A 14,482-nucleotide genomic window follows, 5' to 3' on the forward strand; every position below is an offset into this window, starting at 1 on the left:
AACCGGTGACCTGGCCTTCTGGCATGATTCGCGGTCATGTGGGAGAGGACTGACGCGGGTTTCTGGCGGCACGTCGCGTCCGGCGTGCTGTTCCGCCGGGTGCCGGCCGGCACGTTCCGGATGGGTCTGTCCGAGGCCGAGGAGGCGACGCTGGCCGGCGTCGAGTTCGCCGACGGCGGCCTGACGGCCGAGGACCTGGCCCAGATGCGGCCGGTCCGCGACGTACGCGTGGACGGGTTCCTGATGGCCCGGCACCCGCTGACCGTCGCCCAGGTGCGGCACTGGCTGCCCGAGTACGAGGACGAGTACGCCGACGGTGACGAGCACCGGGTGGCGCGGCTGGAGTGGCCGGACGAACTGCTGGAGCAGCTGCCGTTCCGGCTGCCCAGCGAGGCCGAGTGGGAGTACGCCGCGCGAGCCGGCACCACCGGCCTGTGGCACCGCGGCGACACGCCGCCGGGCTCGGGCGACGTGCTCGACACGTTCGGCGACGAGGCCGCCGTCGCCGCGTCGGAGAACCCGTTCGGGCTGGCCGCGATGGGCAGCACCGCGGACCTGTGCGCGGACACCTACATCGACGGGTACGCGGACGCGCCGTCCGACGCCCGGCCACGGATCGCGGAGGACGCGGAACGGGTGGTCCGCGGCGGTGCCGCCGATCTCCACCCGTGGCAGGGCGTCGACGAGTGGCTGATGCTGCTGCCGTCGACCCGCTACGAGTTCGGCGAGTTCGCCTCCGTCCGGCCGGTCGCACCGCTGCCGTAGGGTGCTCGCCATGACGATCGTGGAGATCTTCACCGACGGTGCGTGCCGCCGGAACCCCGGGCCCGGCGGCTGGGGCGCGCTGCTGCGTTACGGCGCGCACGAGCGGGAGATGTGCGGGGGCGAGGCGGGGGAGACCACCAACAACCGGATGGAGCTGATGGCCCCGATCGCGGCTCTGGAGACGCTGACCCGCCCGTCCGAGGTGCACATCCACACGGACAGTACGTATGTGCGGAACGGGATCACCAGCTGGATCAAGGGCTGGAAGCGCAACGGGTGGCAGACGAAGGACAAGAAGCCGGTCAAGAACGCGGATCTGTGGCAGCGGCTGGACGAGGCCTGCAAGCGGCACACGATCGAGTGGCACTGGGTGAAGGGCCACGCCGGGCACGTGGAGAACGAACGCGCGGACCGTCTCGCGGCCAAGGGCCTCGCGGAGGCGGTCGCCAACGACCACCGCGCCGACCCACCCGCCCCATTGGGCTCGCGTGCCGCGACGGATCCGGGCGCCCTCTTCCCGGCGGGCTGAGGACTCGCCGGACCGTCGTCCCGCCTCCGGCGCCCCGCCGTCACCGAGGGCTGTTCGGGCCGGTGAGGGTCGTGATCGGCAGTACGTCCCGCCAACGGTCCTCGCGGGTGCGGTCGCGCAGCTCCGCATCGGGCTCGTCGCCGGCGCGCACGGCGTCGACGTACGCCTTCGCCTCCCGGAGGCTGAGCCGAGGCGCGTTCCGGCGCAGATGCCGCAGGGCGGCCGTGCCGCTCTCCCGCGTGATCAGGTCCCGTACCGCGTCGAGCAGCGCGTCGGGTGGCGCCATGCCCTTGACCTGCTCGCGATAGAGCTCCTCCCAGGCCTCGGCGACGAAAGTGGTGACGGGAATGTGATGAATGCTCCCGTCCTCCTGGTCGACCAGGTACGGGCCGTGCCCGACCAGCATCCGACCGGGATCTCCGGTACGGATGTACTCCGCGGACTGCCAGGAGACGAGCCACCCGAGAGCGTGTCTCCGCACGGCGCTCACGCCGAGTTCCGGAAGCCGGGGCTGCGCCCGCCGCTCGACCGCGAGCTGCGCCTCCACCAGCGCGACGGCACGCTCCATCGTGATCACACCAGCATTGTCCGGTCTACCGGCGCCGAGCCGGCGCAACCGCGTGTCGCTGTCCCGGTGAGGAACGATTCCAGATCGTTCCTGATCGATCGGCGGTTCGAGCGGCTGGTCGCGGACGGACTGGACGCGGCTCGGCGGGATCACCATGGGACTGCGGCCGCGCGGGCAGCGGGAGGCGCTCACGCCGTGGCGAGGGCCGGCCTTCGCGGACGTGGCGGACCGGTCGGTCATCGCCCACCTCCGCACGACACGGAGGCCGTACCCGCCCGGTGGCGGCGCCGATCGACGAGGTCTGCGCGGACGTGACGGCCGCGTGAGGGTCGCCCGCTGAGCATGGCGGGATGTTGGCCGGTACGGCGTGGCGGCGCGGTGCGGCACGAGGAGCTGCGTGCCGGCGTGCCGGACCTGCGGATCACCGGCGCGCGCCGGAGTGGGCCACCCGGATGCCGATGACCGAGTCCGGCGTGCCGGTGGACTGAATCCGGGGGTACGGCGCGCACGCCGTACCCCCGGGCGGTGTGTCAGACCGTGCCCGCGCTGATCTTCAGCATCAGCTGGATCTGGGCGGTGCGGGAGTCGTCGATGCTCTTGGCGAGCGCCTTCGCGTCCGGGTTCGCGCCCTCGGCGGCCTCGGTCTTCGCCATCTCGACCGCGTTGTGCTGGTGGCCGGTGAACAGCGCGAGGAACGTGCCGTCGAAGTCGGCCGCGGGCGTGTTGCGCAGCGACTCGATCTCCTCGGGCGTGGTGGCCGGGAGGCCGCCGTGGTCGGCGTGCAGATTGACGTCGGTGTCGGCGCGGTCGGCCTCGCCCCAGGCGGTCAGCCACGACTTCATGGTGGCGATCTCGTCCTTCTGGGTGGCGACGACCGCGGAGGCGAGCGTCTTCAGGTCGTCGCTGGTGGCCTTCTCGGTGGCGATCTCCGCCATCGCGACGCCCTGCTCGTGGTGGTTGACCATCATCTGCAGGAACATCACGTCGTGGTCGTTGCGCCCGCCGGTGTTCGGCGCCGTGTCCGCGGCGGCCGGCGGGGTGTCCGGCGAGGTGGACGGCGTGGCGGGGGCGGTACCGCAGGCGGTCAGGACCGCGGTCAGGGCGGTGGCGGTGAGCAGGGCGGTGGCGAGACGGCGTGTCATCGTGGGCTTCCTAGCGGTGTGCACGAGATCGTGGGCGAGGGGACCGTGCGGGACCCGCCGGTCGGAACGGGTCCCGCACGGAGAATCACGTGACCGGAAGCCAGAGCGCGAGCACGATCGGCGGCTCCCAGCCGGGGAGCGTGGTGTGCCCCTGGCGGCACTCGTAGGTGACGCCCTCGAACGTGACCCTGTCGCCGGTCTTGTACGCGGTCCAGCTCTTCCAGTCCGTCGCGGCACCGCCGCCGGTGTTGCCACCGCCGGTGTTGCCGCCACCGCTGACCGGTGCGGACGTGCCGGCCGAGGCGGACGGGGACGCGGGCGCCGGGTTCGCCGGCTGCTGCGGTGCCGGCTGCTGGGGCGCGGGCTGCTCCGGGGCCGGCTTCGCCGGTGCGTTGCCGCCGGTGCCGCCCACGTTCAGGTCGACGCAGTTGTAGAACGCCATCGGCGTGTCCGCGATGTTCCACACGGCCAGCACCTTGATCCGGCCGGAGTAGCCGCTCAGGTTCACCTGGTGCCGGACGGTCGCGGCCGGCTGCGCGCCCTTGTCGTCGAACTCGGCGATCTTCTTGGTGCCGACGAAGTACTGCCACGTCGACGTCTTGTGCCGGGCGGTCAGCACCCAGCTGAACGACGCGGACGTGCCGACGTTCGTCACCGGCCAGGCCCGCGCGTCGTCCTTCAGCACCGAGAACTGCGACAGGCCACCGTCGCAGCTCGTCAGGCCCTTCGGCCCCTCGACCGACTGCGGCTCGTACTGGATGTTGCCGCAGTCCTTGGCCGCGCCGCTCGCGCAGTTCGCCTGCCGGCTCGGCGGAGACGATATGTAGCCGTGCGCGCTCGCCGGCGACGCGACCACCAGGGAACCGGCGACGGTGCCCAGCGCGAGAAGGGACGTGGTGAGGGTTCTACGCATGACGAACGGTGCTCCTTCGTAGGACGGACCCGCTGCGCGATCCCCGGCGGGAGGGTGTCACTCAGCGTGGAACTCACGCTAGAAGAAGGTCACCTAAAGTAAGATCATGCCTTCCCTAAATCTTCTTTATGCTCTTCTCCTGGCTCACCGCGTACCCTCGGCGGGTTCGTGATCCGGCGGGTCCGGGCACCGCGCGGCGACGCCCGGACCGGCGGGTCAGACGCGGTCCCAGAGCGCCGGTACGTTCGGCGGCTCCCAGCCCGTGATGGCGGTGTGCGACTGCTTGCAGCGGTAGCTCAGCCCGCCGTAGGTCACGGTCGCACCGGTCGCGTAACTGGTGCCGGCCGCCCAGGTGCCACCGGCAGGCGGCGGCGTGACCGGGGGCGGCGTCGGGGTCGCGGTCGGCCGGGGCGTCGGGGTGGGCGACGGTCCAGGGTTGCCGGTCCCGCCGCCGAACTGCAGGTCCACGCAGGCGTAGAACGCGTTCGGCGTGTCCGCGACGTTCCACACCGCGAGCACCCGCTGCCGCCCGCCGTAGCCGCCGAAGGTGACCGTGTGCCGCACGGTCGCGCCCGGCTGCGCGCCGCCGTCGTTGAACTCCGCGACCTTCGCCGAGCCGATGAAGTACTGCCAGGTGCTGGTGGCGTGCCGCGCGGTCAGCACCCAGTTGAACGTGACGCTGGAGCCGGCCGGTGTGGCCGGCCAGCCCTTCGACTCGTCGTCCAGCTGCCGGAACCGGTCGACGCCGCCGCTGCACTGGGTGCGCCCCTTGGGCGCCTCGACGGACTGCGGCTCCCACTGGATGTCGCCGCAGTTGGCGACCGTCTTGCTGGCACAGAGCGCCTGCCGGCTCGGCGGCGAGGAGATGTAGCCGTGCGCGCTGGCCGGCGCCGCCGCGACGACCGTGGTGGCGAGGACGGACAGCGGGGTGAGCAGGGCCAGGGTGAGGAGATTCCTCCGCATGTGACGGGCTCCTTCGGGTGGGGGTCCAGGGCCGCGGCCGATGCCTGCGCGCTGCTGCGATCCCCGCACAGCGCTGCGGCCCAACCGCCGGAACGCCCTCCACCAGGCGCCTGACGTGCCAGCCAGTCTACTGAAAACCTAGTTAACAGTAAATGCCGAATCCGTCGAAGGCGGGCGCAGTGCGCGCTTCCGCCGAGCGGGTGCAGCGGGCCGCAGACCACCGGGGTGAAGTCGTCGCCGCCGGGCAGGACGCGGTATCAGGGCAGTGGCCGCGACGGCGCGGATGCGGTCGCCGTCGTCGGCGTCGTGGCCGGTCGTGACCACGGCGCGCAGTGCCGATGCCACGAACGCGAGGCGGTCCGCCTCGCCGACGTCGTCGAGGTCGTGGACGAAGTTCGCCGTGATGTCGTGGTCGAAGATGTCGTCGCCGGTCACGGGCGGGTGCGCTTGGCGTACTGGGCCGGGGTCTCGGCGTAGTGGGCGCGGAAGGTGCGGATGAAGTGGCTGCTGTCGGCGAAGCGGAACCGGGCGGCGGCCTCCGAGACGGTGTGGCCGGCGGCCAGCGCGCGGCGGGCCTCCTCGAGCCGGCGGCGGCGGATGTAGGCGGCGGCCGGTTCGCCGGTGCCGGCGAAGGCACGGCTCAGCGTGCGGACCGAGACGTGCAGTTCGCGGGCGAGCAGCGCGGGGGTCAGCTCGGCACGGGTGAGCAGCCGGTCGGCCAGGTCGCGGGCGGCGCGGGCCAGCGCGGGGGCCAGCGCCGGCTCGGTGGCGTCGGCGGCGCGGCGCAGGACGCCGCGGGTCAGTTCGACCAGCGCGTTGCGGGCGGCGCCGACACCGGCGTCGCTGAGGTCGTCGATCGTGTCGTGCAGCAGGGTGGCGTGGGCGAGCAGCAGCCGGACCTCGGCGGCGGCGGCGGAACCGGTGAGCGGCGCGTCGACGGGCAGGTCGCGCAGCTCGCCGAGCGGGATCGCGACCGAGTGGCCGGTGGTCTGCGGCGTGGTGTCAAAACCTTTCAAACCCGTCGACGGGTACGCCAGGAAGCCGCCGGGCCGCACCGGGAACGCGCCACGGTCGTAGTCGAGCGTCCAGACGCCGCGGCGCACCAGGTAGAGCCGCATCTCGGCGGGCTGGTGCGGGGCGACCGGGGTCCGTACCCCGGCGGTGGTGTGGAAGTCGGTGACGGTCACGTCGCCGGCGCGGGAGTCGCGGCCGTGCACGCGTGCGGCCGACCGGGTCACCGCGGGCAGCGGCGCGCAGCCGCTGATCCGGGTGAACCGCTCGTCGTGCGCGGGCGGGCCGGGGCGTGCGGTGTCGACCAGGACCGTGCCGCGCGGTGAGTTCATCCACCCATGGAAGCACGCTGTCCCGGACGTTCCATTCGGCGGCCGCCGCGTTCAAGCCGCGGGGCCCGGGCGGCGCCTAGCTTTGCCCGCACAGCAACGGCGTACGAGAGTGGGAACACGACATGGGTGACACGAGAGTGGTGCTGGTGACCGGCGCGGGCACCGGCTTCGGGCGGCTGGCCGTGGAGGCGCTGGCGGCGCGCGGGCACACGGTCTTCGCCGCGATGCGCGACGTCGAGGGCCGCAACCGGCCGGCCGCGGAGAAGCTGGCGGCCGTCGCGCGCGTGATCGAGCTGGACGTGACCGACCAGGACGCGGCGACGCGCGCGGTCGAGACGGTCGTCGGCACCGCCGGCCGTCTGGACGTGGTGATCAACAACGCCGGGCAGGTCTTCGCCGGGCCGGTCGAGGCGTACACGGCGGAGGAGGTGCTGCGGCAGCTGGACGTGAACGTGCTCGGCGCGCTGCGGGTGAACCGGGCCGCGCTCCCGCACCTGCGCGTGCGGGGCCGCGGCCTGCTGATCCAGGTCAGCTCCACGTCCGACCGGGTGACCGTGCCGTTCACCGGCCTGTACAGCGCCAGCAAGGCCGCACTGGCCAGCCTGACCGAGGCCTGGCGGTACGAACTGGCCGGCTCCGGCGTCGAGTCGGTGAGCCTGGAGGCCGCGCCGCACACCACCGAGCTCGGCGCGAAGGGCACGATGCCCGCGGACGCGGCGCGGCTGGAGCCGTACCTGCCGGCGCTCGGCGCGTTCATGACCGACCTGATCACACGTCAGCAGGAGCAGGACGGCGACCCCCAGCCGGTCGCGGACGCGCTGGTCCGGCTGGTCGAGGCCGCGGACGGCACCCGGCCGCACCGGACCGTGGTCGGCCCGGCCGTGCAGGTCGCGGCGCTGGACGACCTCAACCGCGCGGCGGCCGAGGCGGCCCGGATCGTCGGCGCGGACATGGGAATCGCGGCCCACATGCGCTGACCGGGCTCAGGCCGGAACCGGTGAGCAGCGACGCCGGCTCCGCAGGCCGTCGAGGTCGATCAACGGCCCTGGCGGAGCCGCGCGGCCGGCGGAGCCGCGCGGTCCCGGGTGACGGCACCGGCCCGGCGCATGATCTGCTCGGTCGGCCTGATCGGCCACGTCGAATCCGCCGCTCCCCGCCGCTACTGCCAGCGACGTTCGCCCGGCGTCTCGTCCGCCGGCGGCTGATACGGTCGGCCGTAGCCGGGCTGCCGGTACGGGTCCGCGCCGGGCTGCTGATACGGATCCTGCTGATCCGCGCCGGGCCGCGGCCGGTACCCGTCCACCGGCTGATGCTGCGCATCCCCGGCGGCCGGCCGATAAGCGGCACCGTCGGATCCTTGATAGGCCGCGCCCCCGGCGGGTGGCTGGTTGGAGCCGCCCCCGGCGGGTGGCTGGTAGGAGCCGCCCCCGGCGGGTGGCTGGTAGGAGCCGCCGCCAGCGGGCGCCTGGTGAGTGCCGCCGCCGGTGGGCTGCGGACGGGCGGTGCCACCGAACGGCTCCGGATAGGCAGCGCTCCCGGACGGTCCCGGGTAGGCCCGGCCGCCGGTGGCGGGCTGATATGCGGCGCCGTCGGCAGGCGGCGTGGCTCCCGCCGCCTGCCGGCGAGCGGTGCCGACACCCGGCTGCGGGAAGGCGGTGCCGCCGGGCGGCGCCTGCGGCTCCGGCGCGGCCGGCCGGCCCGGCGGGGTCGGCTGGGGTACGTGCACCACGCCGCGCGCCGTGTCCGGCTTGGCCGCGCCGGATATGGCGGGCTCCTCGTCCGGCTTGCCGGACCGCCCGCCGCGCGGCGTGACCAGGCCGAAGCGCGCCGCCAGCTTCGTCAGCCCGCGCTTCATCGCCTTCGCGCCGGGGCGCTCGACGTACCGGTGGATCAGCCAGGCGACGCTGCACATCAGCAGCGGCACGATCAGCAGCAGGACCCAGCGGTTGACGTAGTCGTCGAGGCGGTTCCAGAGCACGACGCCGACCCGGTCGTGGATCAGGTAGAGCGGGTAGGTGAGGCTGCCCGCGACCGCGAACCAGGGCCGGCCGACACCGCGCGTGACGCGCAGCGCGACCAGCGTCATCACCACGAAGACCAGCAGCACGACGGTGACCACGACCGCGGTGTGGAACTCCGCCTGGTACCGCTCGCCGACCGCGTTCTTGAAGTCGATCGACCGGACGACCGCGATCACGGCCGACACCGCGAGCAGTGCGAACGGCTGCCACGTCCGGCCGAACCGGTAGAGCAGGCTGAGCGCCATGCCGGCGATGAAATACTGCGACCACTCCGGCTGGAAGATCAGCGTGGCGACGGTCTGGACCGGGCCGGGCAGCACGTTCGCGGCGAGCAGCAGTGAGATCGCGGTCCAGCCCCAGAGGAAGACCAGCACCCGGTTCTTCGTGATGCCGATCATCGTGAAGATCAGGATCATCACGTAGAAGCGCATCTCGGCCCAGAGCGTCCAGTAGACGACGTCCACGTTCGGGATGTTGACCAGCGAGTTGAACATGGTCAGGTTCGCCGCGTACTGCACGACGCTGATCGGGAACTGGTCGGCGCCGATCGTGGCCAGCACGATCGCGGTGATGGTCAGCGCCACCCAGTACGCCGGGTAGAGGCGCACCACGCGGGAGATGACGAACTCGGCCGGGCGGCGGCCCATCGCGCTGAGCAGGATGACGAAGCCGCTGATCGTGAAGAACAGGTCGACGCCGAGGTAACCGTACTGGAACAGGCCACCGAGCTCCGGGTAGCCGGTGCCGGTGTGCGGTTCGGGGCCGGCCGCGTTCGCCCACGCGTAGTGGTAGAACATGACGGCGACCGCGGCGAAGATGCGCAGCCCGTCCAGCTCGTACAAGCGGTCGCGCTCGGCGGACTGCTCGGTCACGGCGACTCCCCTTCAGGCTTCGTCGGCTGAGGGCGCAGGACACCCGGCAGAACGAGGAACGGACGATGGGGCAGCGTACCGGAGTCGCCCGCGTCGCTGGGAACGTGCTGAACACCCGACAGTTGCCGTCAGCGGGCGAATCGTGCGGTGAACGCGGCCCGGATGGGTGCGTCGCCGCGGTCCAGCACAGCGAGAACCACCCGGTCGAAGCGGCCCGGGAGCGCGTCGAGCGCGGTCGCGAACGCGTCCGCCACCGCGGCCGGGTCGTTGCGGAAGACACCGCAGCCCCACGCGCCGAGCACGAGCCGTCGCTCACCGTGCGCGGCCGCGACCTCGAGGACGCGGCGGGCGCGCGCCGCCAGCACCGCGTCGACCCGGGGGAGCGACGCGGGCTGGTTGCGGGCGATCGCACCGCGGTTCGGGGCGGCCGCGGTCAGCATCGACACCGGGTGCGGTGCGTCCAGGAAGCGGCCCTTGTCGTCCCGGAAGACCGGTACGGCCGGCGAGTAGATCACCCGATCGCTGTACAGCAGGTCGCCCTGCTCGCGGTGGAAGTCGTAGAACCCGGGCACGGCGGTGAGGCAGGGGAACAGCGCGCTCGCGCGGGCGACGCTCTCCTCCTGTGCCTGCGCGCCGGTGCGGAACCCGCCGCCGGGGTTCTTCGCGGACGCGAACACCAGCGCCGCGACCGGCCCGTCCGCCGCGAGCCGCCGCGCGGCCCACAGCGTGCTCTCCGCGGTGACCTCGACGCCGGCCGCGGCGTCACCGGCCGCGCCGGCGGGTGCGGCGGGAAGAGCGGCGTCCGGCAGGTGCAGCACGGTGCCGGCGACCGCGGCGTCGACGAGCGGGGCCAGTGGCACGGTCGCGCCGGACGGGGCGGTGTATGCGCCGGCGTCGAGCGCGGCAAGGGTGGAGCGGGCGATTTCTCGCAGTCGGGCACTCACGGAACCCGATTCTGGGGCCAATGTGCTGATCTTGAACAGCGAATATCCCGGTCGGCCGCGCGCCGTTGTACCTACGAAGGAATTGAACGGACAAAAAGGAGTCACCGATATGATCCGCCGGATCCTCGGCGTGCTGACCGCCGTGGTCGTCGCCGTCACGCTCGCGCCCGCCGCCGCCCAGGCCGCGCCGAACCCGTACTCGCCCGCGAAGCTGTGCGGCGCCGGATACACGGTGAAGCGGCAGGCGAAGGTCGCGGACGCGGTCGTCTACCAGCTGACCAGCGGCCACTGGCAGTGCGTGGTCACGATCAAGACCGCCCGGATCGGCAAGGCGTCGTACGTGGGTGCGGGCCTGCTGGTGCGCGGCGGCCGCGGCTGGGCGCTGGACGACGGCACCTACCGCTACTACGCCGGGCCGGTGAAGCAGAAGGGCGCGTGCGCGAGCGTGCGCGGGCTCAGCGGCACCTCCGCGGTGTCGTTCAGCTGCTGATCCCCGACCGTGGCAGCGCGGCCGCCTCGCACGATGCGCGGGGCGGCCGCATCCGTACCCCATGATCGGAATTTTTGTTAAGGGACCTTTACATATCAGTGACCGGCGATCGAAGATGGCGGGCGGGTCATCATCGTCGATGGAGGTCTCATGCGTCGTCTGCCCGTCGCCGCCACAATGGCATCGGTACTGGTCGGAGGGCTGGTGATGATCCCGGCACCGGTGTCGGCGGCTCCGGCGCCCCGGTTCGCCAGCTCGTTCGAGAGCGGGGATCCGCCGCCGGCCTGGGTGGACACGGCGGAACGCGTGTCCGGCGTGGACGGCCGGCTGAACCCGGGGCTGCCGGGCTCGGTCGCGGGCCGGGTCACCGCGATCACCGCGTCCGGGGAGAACACCGGGGGCGGCGAGGTCAAGGAGAACCTGAACGACGCGGACCCGGACACGAAGTGGCTGGTCTTCACCGCGACCGGCTGGGCCGCCTACCGGCTGGACGCGCCGGTCCGGGTGGTGAGATACGCGCTGACCGCGGCGAACGACGCGCCGGAGCGCGACCCGAAGGACTGGCGCCTGGAGGGCTCGAACGATGGCAGCGCGTGGACCACGGTGGACACCCGGACCGGGCAGAACCTGGGCGCGCGCGGCAACACCAGCACGTTCGACGTGGCCACGCCGGGGGAGTGGAGCCACTACCGGCTGAGCGTGACCGCGAACGGCGGCGTGAACCTGATCCAGCTGGCCGACCTGCAGCTGTCCGACGGTGACGAGACGCCGCAGCCACCGGCGCCGGTGCGCAGCGCGATCGGCGACGGGCCGGGTAACGCGCCGGCCGCGAAGGCACGGGCCGGCTTCACCGGCGTCAAGGCGCTGGAGTTCGCCGGGCGGCACGCGGTGGACGGGCGCGGCTACACGTACAACAAGATCTACGACGTGAACCTGCGGGTGCACCGGGACACCGAGCTGTCCTACCTGGTGTTCCCGGAGTTCACCCGCGGTGACATGAGCTATCCGGCCACGTACACCGCGGTGGATCTGGCGTTCACCGACGGCACGTTCCTGAGCGGGCTCGCGGCGAAGGATCAGCACGGGACCGTGGTCAGCCCGGCGGCGCAGGGCGCGGCGAAGACGCTCTCCGCGAACCAGTGGAACAAGATCATCACCCGGATCGGGGACGTGGCCCGCGGCAAGACGATCGACCGCATCCTGGTCGCCTACGACAAGCCGGCCGGGCCGGCCAGCCCGTGGCGTGCCTGGTTCGACGACATCAGCATCGCGGACACGCCGGTCGAGAAACCTTCGAAGAGCCTCGCCGGGTACGTGGAGACGCGGCGCGGCACGCACTCCAGCGGCGCGTTCTCCCGCGGCAACAACATCCCCGCGACCGCGGTGCCGCACGGCTTCAACTTCTGGACGCCGGTGACCAACGCGGGCACGCTGAGCTGGCTGTACGAGTACCACAAGGCCAACGACGCGCAGAACCGGCCGGCGCTGCAGGCGCTGGCGGTCAGTCACGAGCCGAGCCCGTGGATGGCGGACCGGCAGACGTTCCAGTTCATGCCGCAGGACGGCACCGGCGTGCCGGACGCGAGCCGGACCGGGCGGGCGCTGACCTTCCGGCACGACAACGAGGTGGCGAAGCCGCACTACTACGGCGTCACGTTCGACAGCGGGCTGAAGGCGGAGATCGCACCGGCCGACCACGCGGCGGTGCTGCGGTTCACGTTCACCGGCGACGGCGGCAGCATCGTCCTCGACAACGTGGACGCGAACTCGGGCCTGACCATCGACGCGGCAACCGGCACGATCACCGGCTGGTCGGACGTGCGCAGCGGCCTGTCCAACGGCGCGACGCGGATGTTCCTCTACGGCACGCTGGACGCGCCGGTGACCGCGAGCGGCATGCTGCCGAACGGCAACCGCCCCTCGACCGGGTACGTGACGGTCGGCGCGAGGACCGTGAACCTGCGCGTGGCCACCTCGCTGATCAGCGTGGCGCAGGCCCGGCACAACCTCGGCCTGGAGGTCGCCGCGAACGACACCGTCGAGTCGGTGCGGGCCCGGGCCGAGGCGGCATGGAACACGAAGCTGAGGACCGTGGAGGTGGAGGGCGCGAGCCGCGACCAGCTGGTCACGCTCTACTCCAACCTGTACCGGCTGTTCCTCTACCCGAACTCGGCGTTCGAGAACACCGGCACGGCCGCGGCACCGGTCTACCGGCACGCGGTGCAGTCGTCGGTGTCGACGCCGCCGAGCACGCCGACCGAGACCGGGGCGGAGGTCAAACCCGGCAAGGTGTACGTCAACAACGGCTTCTGGGACACCTACCGCACCACCTGGCCCGCGTACTCGCTGCTCACACCCACGACGGCGGGCGAGATGGCGGACGGGTTCGTGCAGCAGTACCGGGACGGCGGCTGGATCTCCCGCTGGTCGTCGCCGGGCTACGCGAACCTGATGGTCGGCACCAGCTCGGACGTCGCGTTCGCGGACGCGTACCTCAAGGGGGTCAAGGGCTTCGATCTCGAGGAGGCCTACGCGGCGGCGGTGAAGAACGCGTCGGTCACACCCCCGAACGACAACGTCGGGCGCAAGGGCATGCGGACGTCGATCTTCAAGGGCTACACGCCGTCGGACGTGACCGGTGAGGCGTTCTCCTGGGCGATGGACGGTTACATCAACGACTTCGGCATCGCGAACATGGCGTCCGCGCTCGCCTCGCGCGGCGGCCCCGACGCCGCCCGGTACCGGGAGGAGGCGGAGCACTACCGGCAGCGGGCGCTCGGGTACGTCAACCTGTTCGACCCGTCCGTGGACTTCTTCCAGGGCCGGAACTCGGCCGGTCAGTGGCGGTGGACGCCGGAGCAGTACGACCCGGAGGTGTGGGGCTACGACTACACCGAGACGAACGGGTGGAACATGGCGTTCCACGTGCCGCAGGACGGGCAGGGCCTGGCCAACCTCTACGGCGGCCGGGACGCGCTCGCGGCCAAGCTGGACGCGTTCTTCGCCGACCCGGAGGAAGGGCTCAAGGGCGGCTCGTACGGTGGCGTCATCCACGAGATGACCGAGGCGCGGGACGTGCGGATGGGCCAGTACGGGCACTCCAACCAGCCGTCGCACCACATCCCGTGGATGTACGCGTTCACCGGGCAGCCGTACAAGACCCAGGCGCTCACCCGCGAGGTGCTGGACCGGCTCTACCTCGGCAGCGAGATCGGCCAGGGCTACCCGGGCGACGAGGACAACGGCGAGATGTCCGCCTGGTACGTGTTCGCCGCGCTCGGCTTCTACCCGCTCCAGATGGGCAGCGCGTCCTACGTGATCGGCTCCCCGCTGTTCACCAAGGCGACCATCAACCTGGAGAACGGCAAGAAGGTGGTCATCCGCGCCCCCGGCAACTCCAGGTCCACCGTGTACGTGCAGTCGCTCAAGGTGAACGGCAAGGCGTGGAACCAGACGCACCTGCCGCACTCGGTGCTCGCGAACGGTGCCACGCTGGACTTCACCATGGGTGCGACACCGTCCCGCTGGGCGACCGGCGCGAACGCGGTGCCGCCGTCGCTGACCCAGGGCCCGGCGATCGCCACACCGCGGCGGGACGTGACCGGCACGGTGACCACGGCCGCGCTCGCGGACGACTCGTCGGCCACGCCGGCGTCGGTGACCGCGCAGCAGTGGGACCTGCCCGAGGCCGCCACGGTCGAGCAGTACACGATCACGTCCGCGGCCACGGCGGGCGCGGACCCGGGCGCCTGGAAGCTGCTCGGCTCGGCCGACGGGCAGACCTGGACGACGCTGTCCGAGCGGTCCGGTGAGTCGTTCACCTGGCGGCAGCAGACCCGGCCGTTCACGGTCTCCGCACCCGGTTCGTACCGGCACTACCGCCTGGAGTTCACCGGCCCGGCCACCGTGGCCGAGCTGGAACTGCTGGCCTG

At 72.3% G+C, this 14,482-nt stretch carries 12 protein-coding genes and 1 pseudogene; 5 read left to right on the forward strand and 8 right to left on the reverse strand.

The window, feature by feature from the left end:
* Positions 1 to 36: 36 nt before the first annotated feature.
* Both J2S42_RS40050 and rnhA read left to right on the forward strand, forming a co-directional pair.
* On the forward strand, positions 37 to 765 hold the full coding sequence (locus J2S42_RS40050) for a formylglycine-generating enzyme family protein (protein ID WP_307248044.1): 729 nt from the start codon (positions 37 to 39) through the stop codon (positions 763 to 765).
* 10 nt (positions 766 to 775) lie between these two features.
* Entirely contained in the window at positions 776 to 1,294 is a 519-nt protein-coding gene (gene rnhA, locus J2S42_RS40055) for a ribonuclease HI (protein WP_307248046.1), read from the forward strand.
* Positions 1,295 to 1,334: 40 nt separating this feature from the next.
* Here the strand turns inward: rnhA and J2S42_RS40060 are convergent, their stop codons facing one another.
* The 6 genes from J2S42_RS40060 to J2S42_RS40085 form a co-directional block, all read right to left on the reverse strand.
* Positions 1,335 to 1,862, reverse strand: coding sequence for a YrhB domain-containing protein (locus tag J2S42_RS40060; RefSeq protein ID WP_307249295.1), 528 nt, complete (start codon positions 1,860 to 1,862; stop codon positions 1,335 to 1,337).
* Positions 1,863 to 2,392: 530 nt separating this feature from the next.
* Positions 2,393 to 3,004: a DUF305 domain-containing protein gene (locus J2S42_RS40065; protein WP_307248048.1), complete on the reverse strand. Its 612-nt coding sequence runs from the start codon at positions 3,002 to 3,004 to the stop codon at positions 2,393 to 2,395.
* An 85-nt stretch (positions 3,005 to 3,089) separates the two neighbouring features.
* Positions 3,090 to 3,917 carry a lytic polysaccharide monooxygenase gene (locus J2S42_RS40070; RefSeq protein WP_307248050.1) on the reverse strand — a complete coding sequence of 276 codons (828 nt, stop codon included), beginning with the start codon at positions 3,915 to 3,917 and terminating at the stop codon, positions 3,090 to 3,092.
* 216 nt (positions 3,918 to 4,133) lie between these two features.
* The gene (locus J2S42_RS40075) at positions 4,134 to 4,880 is read right to left on the reverse strand and encodes a lytic polysaccharide monooxygenase (RefSeq protein ID WP_307248052.1); all 747 of its coding nucleotides are present in this window, start codon (positions 4,878 to 4,880) and stop codon (positions 4,134 to 4,136) included.
* A gap of 138 nt (positions 4,881 to 5,018) precedes the next feature.
* Positions 5,019 to 5,315, reverse strand: a complete 297-nt coding sequence (locus J2S42_RS40080) for a hypothetical protein (RefSeq protein WP_307248054.1) — start codon at positions 5,313 to 5,315, stop codon at positions 5,019 to 5,021.
* Positions 5,312 to 6,223: an AraC family transcriptional regulator gene (locus tag J2S42_RS40085; protein ID WP_307248055.1), complete on the reverse strand. Its 912-nt coding sequence runs from the start codon at positions 6,221 to 6,223 to the stop codon at positions 5,312 to 5,314. Before J2S42_RS40085 ends, J2S42_RS40080 begins: the two co-directional genes overlap by 4 nt.
* Positions 6,224 to 6,345: 122 nt before the next feature.
* Here J2S42_RS40085 and J2S42_RS40090 point away from each other — a divergent pair, with 122 nt between their 5' ends.
* Positions 6,346 to 7,200 (forward strand): SDR family oxidoreductase, encoded by an 855-nt coding sequence (locus J2S42_RS40090; RefSeq protein WP_307248057.1) that lies wholly within the window; start codon positions 6,346 to 6,348, stop codon positions 7,198 to 7,200.
* Between the two features lie 182 nt (positions 7,201 to 7,382).
* Here J2S42_RS40090 and J2S42_RS40095 read toward each other — a convergent pair whose 3' ends face one another.
* Both J2S42_RS40095 and J2S42_RS40100 read right to left on the reverse strand, forming a co-directional pair.
* Positions 7,383 to 9,116, reverse strand: a complete 1,734-nt coding sequence (locus tag J2S42_RS40095; RefSeq protein ID WP_307248059.1) for an acyltransferase — start codon at positions 9,114 to 9,116, stop codon at positions 7,383 to 7,385.
* Positions 9,117 to 9,244: 128 nt separating this feature from the next.
* Entirely contained in the window at positions 9,245 to 10,060 is an 816-nt protein-coding gene (locus tag J2S42_RS40100) for a TIGR02452 family protein (RefSeq protein ID WP_307248061.1), read from the reverse strand.
* Positions 10,061 to 10,169: 109 nt separating this feature from the next.
* On the opposite strand from J2S42_RS40100, the gene J2S42_RS40105 reads away from it, so the two are divergent.
* Together J2S42_RS40105 and J2S42_RS40110 are read left to right on the forward strand one after the other, a co-directional pair.
* Positions 10,170 to 10,550 carry a hypothetical protein gene (locus J2S42_RS40105; protein ID WP_307248063.1) on the forward strand — a complete coding sequence of 127 codons (381 nt, stop codon included), beginning with the start codon at positions 10,170 to 10,172 and terminating at the stop codon, positions 10,548 to 10,550.
* A gap of 150 nt (positions 10,551 to 10,700) precedes the next feature.
* Positions 10,701 to 14,480 (forward strand): annotated as a pseudogene (locus tag J2S42_RS40110) (GH92 family glycosyl hydrolase); the annotation flags it as partial.
* Positions 14,481 to 14,482 lie beyond the last annotated feature (2 nt).

Source organism: Catenuloplanes indicus (genome assembly GCF_030813715.1).
In the GTDB taxonomy this organism is placed as follows: Bacteria; Actinomycetota; Actinomycetes; order Mycobacteriales; family Micromonosporaceae; genus Catenuloplanes; species Catenuloplanes indicus.